Origin of the sequence: Nonomuraea recticatena (assembly GCF_039533245.1) — a bacterium.
Lineage (GTDB): Bacteria > Actinomycetota > Actinomycetes > Streptosporangiales > Streptosporangiaceae > Nonomuraea > Nonomuraea roseola.
Genome location: NZ_BAAATE010000023.1, coordinates 1 through 13,201 on the forward strand (window position 1 = coordinate 1; position 13,201 = coordinate 13,201).

Annotated in this window: 11 protein-coding genes and 2 tRNA genes; 5 read left to right on the plus strand and 8 right to left on the minus strand. The window is 67.6% G+C overall.

Going from position 1 to position 13,201, the window contains the following annotated elements:
• Positions 1 to 456: 456 nt before the first annotated feature.
• From ABFX50_RS33845 to ABFX50_RS33870, 6 genes are all read right to left on the minus strand, one after another.
• The gene (locus tag ABFX50_RS33845; protein WP_346152210.1) at positions 457 to 3,021 is read right to left on the minus strand and encodes a valine--tRNA ligase; all 2,565 of its coding nucleotides are present in this window, start codon (positions 3,019 to 3,021) and stop codon (positions 457 to 459) included.
• A 108-nt stretch (positions 3,022 to 3,129) separates the two neighbouring features.
• Positions 3,130 to 4,413 (minus strand): ATP-dependent Clp protease ATP-binding subunit ClpX, encoded by a 1,284-nt coding sequence (gene clpX / locus ABFX50_RS33850; protein WP_183647477.1) that lies wholly within the window; start codon positions 4,411 to 4,413, stop codon positions 3,130 to 3,132.
• Positions 4,414 to 4,587: 174 nt separating this feature from the next.
• Positions 4,588 to 5,211 carry an ATP-dependent Clp protease proteolytic subunit gene (locus tag ABFX50_RS33855; RefSeq protein WP_183647480.1) on the minus strand — a complete coding sequence of 208 codons (624 nt, stop codon included), beginning with the start codon at positions 5,209 to 5,211 and terminating at the stop codon, positions 4,588 to 4,590.
• Between the two features lie 12 nt (positions 5,212 to 5,223).
• Entirely contained in the window at positions 5,224 to 5,856 is a 633-nt protein-coding gene (locus ABFX50_RS33860) for a ClpP family protease (RefSeq protein WP_183647483.1), read from the minus strand.
• A 382-nt stretch (positions 5,857 to 6,238) separates the two neighbouring features.
• On the minus strand, positions 6,239 to 7,603 hold the full coding sequence (gene tig, locus ABFX50_RS33865; RefSeq protein WP_346152212.1) for a trigger factor: 1,365 nt from the start codon (positions 7,601 to 7,603) through the stop codon (positions 6,239 to 6,241).
• Between the two features lie 167 nt (positions 7,604 to 7,770).
• A complete protein-coding gene (locus ABFX50_RS33870; RefSeq protein WP_183647488.1) occupies positions 7,771 to 8,637 on the minus strand; it encodes a Scr1 family TA system antitoxin-like transcriptional regulator in 867 nt (288 codons plus the stop codon).
• A gap of 202 nt (positions 8,638 to 8,839) precedes the next feature.
• Between ABFX50_RS33870 and ABFX50_RS33875 the strand changes: the two genes are divergently transcribed.
• Positions 8,840 to 9,331 carry an ATP-binding protein gene (locus ABFX50_RS33875; protein ID WP_246451866.1) on the plus strand — a complete coding sequence of 164 codons (492 nt, stop codon included), beginning with the start codon at positions 8,840 to 8,842 and terminating at the stop codon, positions 9,329 to 9,331.
• A gap of 215 nt (positions 9,332 to 9,546) precedes the next feature.
• Complete coding sequence (locus ABFX50_RS33880; RefSeq protein WP_346152215.1) at positions 9,547 to 10,341, plus strand: nucleotidyltransferase domain-containing protein; 795 nt, start codon at positions 9,547 to 9,549, stop codon at positions 10,339 to 10,341.
• Positions 10,342 to 10,461: 120 nt separating this feature from the next.
• On the opposite strand, the gene ABFX50_RS33885 is transcribed toward ABFX50_RS33880, so the two are convergent.
• Positions 10,462 to 10,535 (minus strand) — tRNA-Pro (locus ABFX50_RS33885).
• An 89-nt stretch (positions 10,536 to 10,624) separates the two neighbouring features.
• Between ABFX50_RS33885 and ABFX50_RS33890 the strand changes: the two genes are divergently transcribed.
• Positions 10,625 to 10,695 (plus strand) — tRNA-Gly (locus tag ABFX50_RS33890).
• Between the two features lie 302 nt (positions 10,696 to 10,997).
• Here the strand turns inward: ABFX50_RS33890 and ABFX50_RS33895 are convergent.
• Positions 10,998 to 11,309 (minus strand): hypothetical protein, encoded by a 312-nt coding sequence (locus ABFX50_RS33895; protein WP_346152217.1) that lies wholly within the window; start codon positions 11,307 to 11,309, stop codon positions 10,998 to 11,000.
• Positions 11,310 to 11,517: 208 nt separating this feature from the next.
• Between ABFX50_RS33895 and ABFX50_RS33900 the strand changes: the two genes are divergently transcribed.
• Both ABFX50_RS33900 and ABFX50_RS33905 read left to right on the plus strand, forming a co-directional pair.
• Entirely contained in the window at positions 11,518 to 12,150 is a 633-nt protein-coding gene (locus ABFX50_RS33900; RefSeq protein ID WP_346152219.1) for a nucleoside/nucleotide kinase family protein, read from the plus strand.
• Between the two features lie 167 nt (positions 12,151 to 12,317).
• The gene (locus tag ABFX50_RS33905; protein WP_346152221.1) at positions 12,318 to 13,187 is read left to right on the plus strand and encodes an LLM class flavin-dependent oxidoreductase; all 870 of its coding nucleotides are present in this window, start codon (positions 12,318 to 12,320) and stop codon (positions 13,185 to 13,187) included.
• The last annotated feature ends 14 nt before the right edge of the window (positions 13,188 to 13,201 follow it).

The window sequence follows — 13,201 nt, forward strand, 5'->3', positions numbered from 1 at the left end:
TTGTGCATCATGCACTGGCTTTTAACACACTGTTGAGTTCTCAAGAAACGGACGCATTCACCGTCACCCACCCGGTGGCACTCGCTTCGTTATGTCTCAATCTTAGCAGATCACCTGATTTGGTGTCAAATCGGTCAAATCTGTCTAAAATTTCGACGCCCCCGTCTCCGGGGCAACCCTCATAACTTACTCGAGCATTCGGTCCTTGTCCAATCGCGTGGACGCGGCTCGAAGATCGGGAGTGAGTCAGAGGATGTTCAGAGCCTAGCAGCCCCTCCGCGGGCTTCGTCCCGAAGCCGCTGTGGATCGCTGCCCTGCGTTGAAAACTGTAGCAGCAGCCCGCGCCCGCGAGACCCAACTTCGGTAACGAATGGGTCTTCCCCCGGTGCGCGTTCCTCAAACACACCGAAGGCCCGAAGTCGTGAGACGACTCCGGGCCTTCGAGGGTCCTGCAGGTCAGCCCGCCGGCAGCGCCGCCAGCTGCCCCTCCAGCCGGGCGATGTCGGCGGCGGAGGACTCGGCCCTGGCCCTGACCTTCGCCACCACGTCGTCAGGCGCCTTGGCCATGAACTGCTCGTTGCCGAGCTTCGCCGCCACCTGGGCGGCGTCCTTGCGCGCCACGGCCAGGTCCTTCTCCAGCCGCTTGCGCTCGGCGGCCACGTCGATGGTGCCCGCCGTGTCGAGCTGCACGGTCACCCCCGCGACCACCAGCGAAGCCGTCGCCGCGAAAGTCTCCGACGGCTCCTGCAGCCGCAGCAGCGACCTGATCGCCGCCTCGTGCTCCGCCAGAGCCGTACCCGACAAGGAGAGCCTGGCCGCCACCTTCTGACCCGGCTTGAGCCCCTGGTCGGAGCGGAAGCGACGGATCTCGGTCACCAGCTCCTGCACCGCGAGGATCTCCGCCTCCGCTGCGGGGTCGGCATAGCGGGCGTCAGCCACCGGCCAGGTGGACACGACGACGGACTCGCCGCCCGTCACCGCGCGCCAGAGCTCCTCGGTGACGAAGGGCACCAGCGGATGCAGCAGCCGCAGCAGGGCGTCGAACACGTGGCCGAGCACCAAGCGGGTGTCCTCGAGCCCCTGCGAGAGCTGGACCTTGGCCAGCTCCAAGTACCAGTCGCAGACCTCGTCCCACGCGAAGTGGTAGAGCAGGTCGGAGGCCTTGGCGAACTCGAACTCCTCGAACGCCGCGTCGGCCTCGCCGATGACGGTCTGGAGCCGCGAGAGGATCCAGCGGTCGGCCGCCGTCAGCGAGTCGGGCAGGTCTCCGACCGCCGCGCCGTTCATCAGCGCGAAGCGGGTGGCGTTCCAGATCTTGTTGCAGAAGTTGCGCGAGCCGGCCGCCCAGTCCTCGCTGACCGCGACGTCGGAGCCGGGGTTGGCGCCGCGCAGCAGCGTGAAGCGAGTGGCGTCGGCCCCGTAGCGCTCGATCCAGTCGAGCGGGTCGACCACGTTGCCGAACGACTTCGACATCTTCTTGCCGAACTGGTCGCGGACCATGCCGTGCAGAGCGACCGTGCGGAACGGCGGCTGGCCATCCATGGCGTACAGACCGAACATCATCATCCTGGCGACCCAGAAGAAGAGGATGTCGTAACCGGTCACCAGCACGGAGGTCGGGTAGAAGCGCGCCAGCTCCGGCGTCTTCTCCGGCCAGCCCAGGGTCGAGAACGGCCACAGCCCCGAGGAGAACCAGGTGTCGAGCACGTCGGGGTCCTGGACGTAGCCTTCGGGCGCCGACTCGTCGGGGCCGAGGCACACGACCTCGCCCGCCGGGCCGTACCAGACGGGGATCCTGTGTCCCCACCACAGCTGGCGCGAGATGCACCAGTCGTGCATGTCGTCGACCCAGTCGAAGTAGCGCTTGGCCAGCTCCGGCGGGTGGATGCGGGTGCGGCCGTCGCGGACGGCGTCGCCCGCGGCCTTGGCCAGCGGCGAGACGTTGACGAACCACTGCAGCGAGAGCCTCGGCTCGACGACGGTCTTGCAGCGCGAGCAGTGGCCGACGGCGTGCAGGTAGGGACGCTTCTCCGCGACGATCAGCCCCTGCTGGCGCAGCGCTGCGACCACGGCGGGCCTGGCCTCGAACCTGTCGAGCCCCTGGAAGGGGCCGTGCGCGGTGATGACGCCGCGCTCGTCCATGACGGTCAGCGACGGCAGCGAGTGTCGTCGGCCGATCTCGAAGTCGTTGGGGTCGTGCGCGGGGGTGACCTTCACGCACCCGGTGCCGAAGGCGGGGTCGACGTGCTCGTCGGCGACGATCGGGATCCTGCGCCCGGTCAGCGGCAGCTCGACCGTGGTGCCGATCAGGTGGGCGTAGCGCTCGTCGCTCGGGTGGACGGCCACGGCGGTGTCGCCGAGCATCGTCTCGGGGCGCGTGGTGGCGACCACGATCTCGTCGGAGTAGCGGATCGAGACGAGCTCGCCCTCGTCCTCGCTGTGCTCGACCTCGATGTCGGACAGCGCGGTGAGACAGCGGGGGCACCAGTTGATGATGCGCTCGGCCCGGTAGATCAGCCCGTCGTCGAAGAGCCGCTTGAAGATCGTCTGGACGGCGCGCGAGAGCCCCTCGTCCATGGTGAAGCGCTCGCGCGACCAGTCGACGCCGTCGCCCAGCCGCCTCATCTGACCGAGGATCCTGCCGCCCGACTCGTCCTTCCACTGCCAGACGCGTTCGATGAACGCCTCACGGCCGAGGTCGTGGCGGGACAGGCCCTCCTTGCCGAGCTCGCGCTCCACGACGTTCTGCGTGGCGATGCCCGCATGGTCCATGCCCGGCAGCCAGAGCGTCTCCATGCCCCTCATGCGGGCCCTGCGGCTGAGCGCGTCCTGGATGGAGTGGTCGAGCGCGTGGCCGATGTGGAGCACGCCCGTCACGTTGGGCGGGGGCAGCACGATGGAGTACGGCTCACGCCCGCTGCCCGGGTCCGCGCCGAAGTATCCGCCTGATACCCATCGCTCGTAGCTCTGGGTCTCGACGTCGGCGGGTGTGTACTGGGTAGGCAGCTCTGGCGTTGTCACGCGGTCAAGTTTAGGGACCTCGGGCGACTTCCGTGGAATCGTCGCCCGCAAGTCAGACGGCGAGGCCCCCGGAGGGGACTCCGGGGGCCTCGCCGTGTGAAGCGTGGTTCAGGCAGACTTCTCGCGCGGTGTGCGCTGCTGCTTGGCCGCCAGCTGGTCGCGCGGGACCAGCGTGGGGATCGCGTGCTCCAGCACGGAGTCGCGCGTGATGACCACGCGGGCGACATCCTCCCTGGAGGGCACCTCGTACATCACCGACAGGAGCACCTCCTCCAGGATGGCCCGCAGGCCTCTGGCGCCCGTGCCACGCAGGATCGCCTGGTCGGCGATGGCCTCGAGCGCGTCGTCGGTGAACTCCAGCTCCACCCCGTCGAGCTCGAACAGCTTGCGGTACTGCTTGACCAGGGCGTTGCGGGGCTCGGTGAGGATCTGGATGAGCGCCTCGCGGTTGAGGTTGTGCACCGAGGTGATGATCGGCAGACGCCCGACGAACTCGGGGATCATGCCGAACTTGAGCAGGTCTTCGGGCATCACGTCGCCGAAGATGTCGGAGGAGTCGATCTCCTCCTTCGAGCGGATGATGGCGTTGAAGCCGATGCCCTTCTTGCCGATGCGCGACTCGATGATCTTCTCGAGGCCGGCGAACGCGCCACCGCAGATGAACAGCACGTTGGTGGTGTCGATCTGGATGAACTCCTGGTGCGGGTGCTTGCGCCCGCCCTGCGGCGGCACCGAGGCCGTCGTGCCTTCCAGGATCTTCAGCAGCGCCTGCTGGACGCCTTCGCCCGAGACGTCGCGGGTGATCGACGGGTTCTCGCTCTTGCGAGCGATCTTGTCGACCTCGTCGATGTAGATGATGCCGGTCTCGGCCTTCTTGACGTCGTAGTCAGCGGCCTGGATCAGCTTGAGAAGAATGTTCTCGACGTCCTCGCCGACGTAGCCGGCCTCGGTGAGCGCCGTCGCGTCGGCGATGGCGAAAGGAACGTTGAGCATTTTGGCCAGCGTCTGCGCCAGCAGCGTCTTGCCGGATCCCGTGGGACCGAGCAGCAGGATGTTGGACTTGCCCAGTTCGAGGCCGTCATCCCTGCCACGGTCGCCCGACTGCACCCGCTTGTAGTGGTTGTAGACCGCCACCGAGAGTGCCTTCTTGGCCGCGTCCTGGCCGATCACGTAGGCGTCGAGGAACTCGTAGATCTCCCTCGGCTTCGGCAGGTTGTCCCACTTGAGCTCGGAGGACTCCGAGAGCTCCTCTTCGATGATCTCGTTGCAGAGATCGATGCACTCATCGCAGATGTAGACGCCGGGACCGGCGATGAGCTTCTTGACTTGCTTCTGGCTCTTCCCGCAGAAAGAGCACTTCAGCAGGTCTCCCCCGTCGCCGATGCGTGCCACCCCAGATACTCCTTTGCGTGGGACCGCCCTGCTCCCGCGATCCGTATCCTCCGGACCCGGTCCGAACCGCTCAGGTTTCGACGTTACCGTCTTCTGGGCCCTCAGTGAGCCCCCTGGCGGCGAGTCGCACCGGAACGTGCCCAATTGGGCAGCGCTCCGGTGCGTCACGTTCGATCAGGAAGCAACGGCCTGAGCTCGCTTCTTCCTGATCGGGATGATGTCGTCGATCAGACCATACGCCTTGGCCTCATCGGCGTTGAGAATTTTGTCGCGTTCGATGTCCTTGCGAACTTCTGCCGCGGGCTTGCCAGAGTGCTTCGCGATGATCTCCTCAAGGAGGGATCGCATACGAAGGATCTCCCTGGCCTGGATCTCGATGTCACTTCCCTGACCGCCGCCCTCGGTGGAGGGCTGGTGGATCAGGACCCTGGCGTTGGGCAGAGCGAACCGCTTGCCCGGCGTGCCGCCCGACAGCAGCACGGCCGCGGCCGAGGCGGCCTGACCGAGGCAGACCGTCTGGATCTCAGGCCTGACGAACTGCATCGTGTCGTAGATCGCCGTCATGGCCGTGAACGACCCGCCGGGCGAGTTGATGTAGATGCTGATGTCACGGTCGGGGTCGAGCGACTCCAGCGTGAGCAACTGCGCCATGACGTCGTTGGCCGACGCGTCGTCGATCTGCACTCCGAGGAAGATGATGCGGTCCTCGAAGAGCTTGTTGTACGGGTTCATCTCCTTCACGCCGTAGGACGTGCGCTCGACGAAGGAGGGGAGAACGTAGCGGCTCTCGATGTTCACTTCAGCTCCCCCTTAGGAAACGGCGCCCTGGGAGGACACCTGGCGCGCACTGCGCACGACATGGTCGATGAAGCCGTAGTCCTTGGCCTCATCGGCGGTGAACCACCGGTCGCGGTCGGAGTCGGCCTCGATCTGGTCGAGCTCCTGGCCGGTGTGGAAGGCGATCCGCTCGGCAAGCGTCTTCTTCACATAGAGCATCTGCTCCGCCTGGATGGCGATGTCGGCGGCGGTGCCGCCGATGCCACCCGAGGGCTGGTGCATCATGATGCGCGCGTGCGGCAGCGCGTAGCGCTTGCCGGGCGCGCCCGCGCAGAGCAGGAACTGCCCCATGGAGGCCGCCAGACCCATCGCGACCGTGGCCACGTTGTTCGGCACGTATTCCATCATGTCGTAAATCGCCATGCCCGCGGTCACGGAACCACCGGGCGAGTTGATGTACAGGTAGATGTCACGTTCGGAGTCGTCGGCGGCAAGCAGCAGCAACTCGGCGCAGATGCGGTTGGCGATCTCGTCATTGACGTCCGTGCCGAGCACGATGATGCGCTCGCGCAGCAGGCGCTGGTAAAGCTGGTCCTCAAGCCGGAAAGCTGAGCCGTTCTCACGGCCTCGCGACTCGGGCTGATAGAAGGTCGGCGGGCTGGTCACAGCGTCACCTTCCGATGCGTCGTAATCGATGGGCTTTGCTTGTGACCTTAACGCGCACGGCCCACAGGTCATGCCCGGTCCACGGACTGTTCGCTGTCGGCGCAGGTGGCGGTCAACGTCCGCCAGGGACGCTCCCGCGCTCTCGTGAGCCCCGCTCCTGCGGGCGTTCACGCTGATCCTTCTCCTGTGCCGCCAGGGGCCTGCCCTGGCCCCGGGCAGTACGGCCTCGCGGTCCGGGTGGCCTCTGGAAGAGCTGGGGGGACGCCGACGCGACGGCGCCACGGTGTCCCGCCGGCCCCCTGATCACCATGCGCCCCACGGCGGAAGACGGCGAAACCCCCGCCCTGCGCGCAGGACGGGGGTTCGCGACGTGAAGGAGGGGTCACTCCTCGGTGGCGTCGGCCTCTTCGACGACCTCTTCACCGTTGATCTCGGTGTAGATGGCCTTGAGGTCGACCTCGTTGCCGGCCTCGTCGACGACCTTGGCCGCGTCGCCGACGACGGTCTTGGCCTTGTCGCGGACGATCTCGACCATGGCCAGCGTGAGCTGGTCGTTGTCGGCGAGGTGCTGGGCCAGCGTGTTGGGCGCGACGCCCATCTGCATGGCGCGGCGGACCACGAAGTTGGTCAGCTCCTGCTCGCTGACGCCCAGCTCCTCGGCCTTGACGATCTTGTCGAGGACGAAGCCGCTCTTGATGGCCTTGGCGGAGCTGGTCTCGAACTCGGCGAGACGCTCCTCCTCGGTCGTCTGGTAGAGGCGGAAGAAGGCCTCACGGCTCAGGCCGCTCTCGGCGATCTGGTGGTCGAGGTTGTGCTTGCGGGCGTCGAGCTCGGCCTTGAGCGCGCTGTCGGGGATCGGGATGTCGATCTGCTCCAGCAGCGTGTCGAGGGCCTTCTCGCGCGACTGCACGACCTGGTCGACCAGCTTGTTGCGGTGAGCCTGCTCGCGGATGCTGTCCTTGAGCTCCTCGAGGGTGTCGAACTCGCTGGCCAGCTGGGCGAACTCGTCGTCGAGCTCGGGCAGGACCTTCTCCTTGACCGCCTTGACGCTGATGATGACGTCGGCCTCCTCGCCGGCGTTCTCACCACCGACCAGCTCGGTGCGGAAGGTCTTCTCCTCGCCCGCCGACATGCCCTCGAGCGCGTCGTCGAGGCCCTGGAGCACCGAGCCTGCGCCGACCTCGTAGGACACCTCGTTGGCCTGCTGCTCCTCGAGGTTGACACCGTCGATCTCGGCGCGCAGGTCCATGACGACGAAGTCGCCGGTGGTGGCGGCGCGCTCGACGCCGGTCAGCGTGGCGAAGCGCTGGCGCAGCGCGTCGAGCTGGCTGTTGATGTCCTCGTCGGTGACCTCGGCGGTCGGGACGGTGACCTCGATGCCGGCGTAGGCGGGCACCTCGAAGTTGGGCCTGATGTCGACCTCGGCGGTGAACTCGATCTGCTCACCGTCCTCGATCTTCGTGACCTCGATGTCGGGCTGGCTGACAGGGAAGACGTCGACCTCGTCGACGGCCTGGCTGTACAGCTTCGGCACCGCGTCGTTGAGGGTCTCCTCCAGCACCACCGCGCGGCCGAAGCGCTGCTCGATGATGCGGGCCGGGACCTTGCCGGGGCGGAAGCCGGGGACGCGCACCTGCGACGCGACCTTCTTGTACGCCGCCTGCATGCTCGGGCCAAGCTCGTCGAACGGCACTTCGACGGTGAGCTTCACCCGGGTCGGGCTGAGCTCCTCGACAGCGGTCTTCACGGGGTGGTCTCCTTGATCAAGCTTTGAGTGTTCGCGGGCGCGTCCAAATTCTCTGCGGCTCACGCGCCGCGCCCACATGATCGGCTTGGGCATGCTCGCACCGGCGAATGTCCAACGCCGCACGCCAGTCTAGGGCAGATGCGCACCCAAGCACGACGAAGAGGCGTTCAGATCTCGTCCCTGATCTTGTTGAGCAGGCTGACGGTCTCGTCAGGGGTGGTGCTGACCGCGCAGAGGCGCTCCATGACCTCGGTGTAACGGTCGACGTCCTCGCGCTTGTCGAGGTAGAGGGCGCTGGCGAGTTGCTCGACGTAGACGACGTCGGGCAGGTCCTGGTCGGGGAAGCGCAGGATGCTGAAAGCGCCACCCTCCGCGCTGTGTCCGCCGAAGTCGAACGGCATGACCTGGATGGTGATGTTGGCCTGGCGCATGAGGTCGATCAGGTGCTCCAGCTGAGCCTTCATCACCTCGGCTCCGCCGATGGGACGGCGCAGCGCGGCCTCGTCGATCACCGCCCAGAGGACCGGTCCACCCGGACGGTCGAGCACGCGTTGGCGCTCCAGGCGCAGGTCCACCCTGCGGGCGATCTCGTCGGAGCTGACTCCCGCCGATCCTGCAGTGATGACGGCCTTGGCGTACTCCTTGGTCTGCAGCAGGCCAGGGACGAACTGGACCTCATAGGTCCTGATGCGGGTGGCGGCCTCCTCCAGGCCGACGTAGGCCTGGAACCAGGAGGGCAGCAGGTCGTTGAACCGGTGCCACCAGCCCGGCTCGTTGGCGGTGGAGACCAGGTCGAGCACCGCTCTGCGGGCGCTCTCGTCGGCTACGCCGTACAGGGTGAGCAGGTCGGCGACGTCGCGCTCCTTGAAGCCGACCCTGCCGAGCTCCATGCGGCTGATCTTCGACTCGGAGCCCCTGATGAGGTGACCCGCCTCCTCGCGCGTGACGCCGCGCGACTCTCGCAGCCTGCGTAGCTGGGAGCCCAGGAGGATGCGCAGAGCCGTTGGCCCCGACCCCGGCGGGTTCTGCGTCACAATGCCTCCCTCTTCGGTCCGCACACAGTGTCACTAGTTCCGGGCGCTGTGACAAGGTCTCAGCCGTGTGTCCGCTTTGCCAGACCGAACATGCTGTTGCACATTGCACCTGCACGTGCATTTGGGTCTTGCAGCGCCGCTTGTCGTGACCCATGATGGCTTAGTGCATATTGGGGACAAACGCCGAAATATGCACCGATTCATGAGTAGCGGAGGTAACGGCGGGATGGTGGAGGACCCCCTGGGCACTGCCACCTGCCTGAAGATCACTCGCGAGGTGGGCTTCGACCGCCTCCTCCGCGCAGAAGAACCGGACACCACCGCGACTCCGCTGCCTTTCCAGGCCGATTCGGTGCGCACGGCGCGAGACGTCACACGCTCGACGCTGCACGACTGGGGACTGTCCGAGCTGAGTGACGACGCGGCGCTGGTGGTCTCCGAACTGGTGACCAACGCGGTCAGGTACGCCAGGGGGCACCGCGAGATCACCCTCCTGCTGATGCGGGCCGCGCCCCATGTGCTGCTGGCGGTGGCCGACCCCAGCGACGAGGTGCCCACTCCCAAGGAGCCCGACTTCATCTCGGAGAACGGGCGCGGGCTCTACATCGTCGAGACCTACAGCGAGTGCTGGGGCTGGGACTGCCTCGACGGCGGCGGCAAGGCCGTCTGGGCGCTGTTCCACACCGGCGACTGACAGCGCGCCATCGCCGTACACCTGAGCCCTTGATCGGGCGTTCCGCCTACGCGCCGCCGTCGACCTGGTCGCGCCGTCCGGACTCTCGACCCGGCGGCCAGGCTCATCCACGGGATCGGCACGGTTCCATCCGCCATGGGCACTCTTCTCCCATGTCCGGGCCGCCCGGACGGCATGGTACGTTCGAAAACTTTGTTCGTACCGGAAGGAACGCCATGGACGCTCTCTCCCTGCACGACCGGTTCCTCAACGACGCGCTTCCTCGGATTCAGCAAGATCCGAGAGTGGCCGGTGTCGCCGTCGCGGGGTCGATCGCGAGGGGGCACCCCGATGGCTACTCCGATGTCGATCTCATCGTGGTCATCGACGACGAGGCGTTCGACTCGGTCATGAAGGAGCGTCTTGAGCTGATCGGCTCGTGGGCCGCTCTGGTGGCTGGGTTCACCGGAGAGCACGTCGGCGAGCCCCGCCTGATCATCACGCTCGTCGGGCCGCCCCTCCTCCATGTCGACTTCAAGTTCGTGCGCGCCTCCGACTTCGCCGAGCGCGTTGAGGACCCGGACATCCTGTGGGACCGAGACGGCGACCTGGCCGCCTGTCTGGCGGAGCATCCGCCCGCGGACCCGCCGCTCGACCTCCAGTGGATCGAGGACCGATTCTGGGTCTGGGTGCACTACGGCGCGACGAAACTCGGCCGCGGCGAGCTGTTCGAGGTCATCGGCTTCCTCAGCTACCTGCGCGAGGCCGTGCTGGGTCCTCTGGCCGCTCGGCGGGTGGGCGCGTCACCGCGCGGCGTCCGCCACCTCGAATCCGTCGCACCGGATGAGGCGCGCGCCCTTCAGGCGACCCTCTGCGGTTACGACCGGCACGACGCCGGCCAGGCCCTGCTCGCCTGCGTCGCGCTCTACCGGCAGTGGCTCGACGACGCCGAAGCGATGATCGAACCCCGCCGCCACGCCGAGAAGCTCGCCGTGCAGTACCTCCACGACGTCATCGATCAGGCGAGCTGACCAAGCCTCCCCGCAGGAGGCGCCGTGGCGATGAACCGCATCTTCGGCGCATCCAAGGAACCCTAGACACTCAGAAGGCCACTCCCGATCTCTGGAGTGGCCTTCCGGCAGGTACGGCAGTCGGGGCGACAGGATTTGAACCTGCGACTTCCTGCTCCCAAAGCAGGCGCGCTACCAAGCTGCGCCACGCCCCGCGACGTCGGTTACGCATGCGCCCCGTGACTCCGGTACGCTTACGCCCTGACGACCGGATGAAGTCTAGACCAGACTTCGACCGGCTCGCGCGGACGTAGCTCAATGGTAGAGCCCTAGTCTTCCAAACTAGCTACGCGGGTTCGATTCCCGTCGTCCGCTCAGAGGGCAAAAGGCCAGGTCATCCGCATGGAGGACCTGGCCTTTTGCGATCTTCAGGAATTCTTTTCGATCTGCCGCGCCCACTGTGTGCCCGAGGCCTCTGAAGGGTGACCGGAAGAACGTTTTCTCCGGCTCCCGGATGATCGCCGAGGGCGTGCTCGTCCGCCGAGGGCCCGTAGGTGGAGAGGTGGACGGCTGATCATCAGCCCTGGACAGGCCGAGCAGGCCAGGCCCGGGATGATCTGGCTGGGTGGGGTCGGTACGTCCGCGCGGAACTGGCCCGAGTGGGTTGAGGCCGCGGTTCAGCGTGTGGTGCGGAGGTGGTGCCGGGCGTGGCGCCAGGCGGTTTCGAACTCGTCCCGTGTCAGTGGCTGAGGGTCGTATCCCTCCCATTCTTGGATCGGGATCTCGGCGGTGATGCCGTAGGTCGCCTCGTACGCGTTGAGCCCGCCGACGTCTTGGGCGTCCTGCCACTCGGCCAAGGAGGCCGCGGCGATGGGAGTGGCGTCGGGGCCGCGGAGCTCGATCTGCCGGGCCACCCAGCCGTCGGCGTCGATCTCGAAGTAGAACCAGACGTCCTCTTCACCCCAGTGAGCGCGGAACCACTGCGTCATCCCTTCAGGATGCTGCATCCTCGTGCAGGCTGGGGCAGCCGCATGGCGACCTGGCCTTTCAGCGTTCGGTGGGATTATTCGCATCGCGGGCGGCCGACTATGATCAACACGTCGAGGAGGCCATGTTGATCTTCCATGCGATGCTGGGCGGCGTCGCCCCGTTCACCCCGACCAGTGCCGGCCTGTGCGGGCTGTTCCGCGGGCGGCTGTGACGAGGGCCAGGCCTGTTTCGCCCGGTCTGCTCGTCGAGGAGCTGGCCGAGCGGATCGCCGCGGGCCCGCGGCGCTCGTGGCTGCGGGTGCTGGTCGACGGCGCGCCCGCCGCGGAGCCTTCGCGCCTCGCCGACGCGCTGGTGGAGCCGCTGCGGGAGCGTGGCAGGCCCGTCCTGCGGGTGTCGGCGGGCGACTTCCTGCGCCCTGCGTCGCTGCGCCTGGAGTACGGCAGGACCGACCCCGACGCCTTCTACGACGACTGGCTGGACGAGGGCGCGCTGCGCCGCGAGGTGCTCGGCCCACTGGAACCGGGCGGCACCGGCAGGGTCCTGCCCGCCCTGTGGGACAGCACCAGGGACAGGGCGACGCGCGCGCCGTACGAGACCATCCCTCCCGGGGGCGTGCTGCTGCTCGACGGGACGCTGCTGCTCGGGAGGGGGCTGCCCGCCGAGCTGACCGTCCATCTGTGGCTGTCGCGGGCGGCTCTGGAGCGCCGCGGCGAACAGGACCAGCTCTGGCGGCTGCCCGCGTACGAGCGTTACGAGCGCGAGGTGTCCCCCATGACGGCGGCCGACGTCGTGGTCAAGGCCGACGACCCGCGCCATCCGGCGCTGCTGACACGGGCGTGAGCGCCGAGGAGAGGGCGTCCGCCACGGCGGCGTGGTCGGGGTACTCCTCCACGTCCTGAGCGGCGCTCCAGGGGGGTCATGCGCCCACAGGTGCTCCGCGGCAACCTGGCCGCACGAGGAGGGCCGTACTCAGGAATCCGGACGGCGGGGTGCCGGTTGCCAGGGATATGAACGACTACGGACGCTCGCCGCAGTTCGGCTACTTCCTCGTTCCGAACGCGGGCGATCCCGTCATCGAGTACGCCAAACTCGCTGACCGCCTGGGGCTGGACCTCATCGGCGTGCAGGACCATCCCTACCAGCGCCGCCACCTCGACACCTGGACGCTGCTCAGCGTGATCGTCGCCGTGACCGAGCGTGTCACCGTCTTCCCCGACGTGGCCAACCTGCCGCTGCGGCAGCCGTCCGTGCTGGCCAAGTCCGCCGCCAGCCTCGACCTGCTCAGTGGCGGGCGGGTGGAGCTCGGGCTCGGGGCGGGCGGCTTCTGGGAGGCCATCGAGGCGTACGGCGGGCCGCGCCGTACGAGGGGTGAGGCCATGGACGCGCTCACCGAGGCCGTCACGGTGATCAGGAAGGTCTGGAGCGGGGAGCCCAACAGCCGCTTCGAGGGCGAGCACTACCACCTGCGTGGCGCGCGGACCGGGCCCGAGCCCGCGCACCGGGTCGGGATCTGGCTGGGCGTGGGCGGCCCGAGGGGGCTCGCGCTGGCCGGGCGCGCCGCCGACGGCTGGCTGCCGTCCTCGCCGTGGGCTCCGCCCGAGCGGCTGCCCGCGCTGCACGCCAGGATCGACGAGGCCGCGATGGAGGCGGGCAGGAAGCCCTCCGACATCCGCCGCGTCTACAACGTCAACGGAAGCATCGGGCCGGGCAGGACGGCCGCGCAGTGGGCGGCCGAGCTGACCGACCTGGTGGTCGGATTCGGCATGGACTCCTTCGTCTTCTGGGCGGAGGGCGACCAGGAGCGCCAGCTGCACCTGTTCGCCGAGGAGGTCGTCCCCGAGGTTCGCAGGCAGGTGGCTATGGAACGGCAGGGATAACGGAGTCACGATGG

What these genes read in the sequence shown, in the direction of transcription:
- ABFX50_RS33875 (WP_246451866.1), top strand. Translation starts at nt 8,840, where the DNA reads ATGAGTAGCGGAGGTAACGGCGGGATGGTGGAGGACCCCCTGGGCACT.
- ABFX50_RS33880 (WP_346152215.1), top strand. Translation starts at nt 9,547, where the DNA reads ATGGACGCTCTCTCCCTGCACGACCGGTTCCTCAACGACGCGCTTCCT.
- ABFX50_RS33895 (WP_346152217.1), bottom strand. Translation starts at nt 11,309, where the DNA reads ATGACGCAGTGGTTCCGCGCTCACTGGGGTGAAGAGGACGTCTGGTTC.
- ABFX50_RS33905 (WP_346152221.1), top strand. Translation starts at nt 12,318, where the DNA reads ATGAACGACTACGGACGCTCGCCGCAGTTCGGCTACTTCCTCGTTCCG.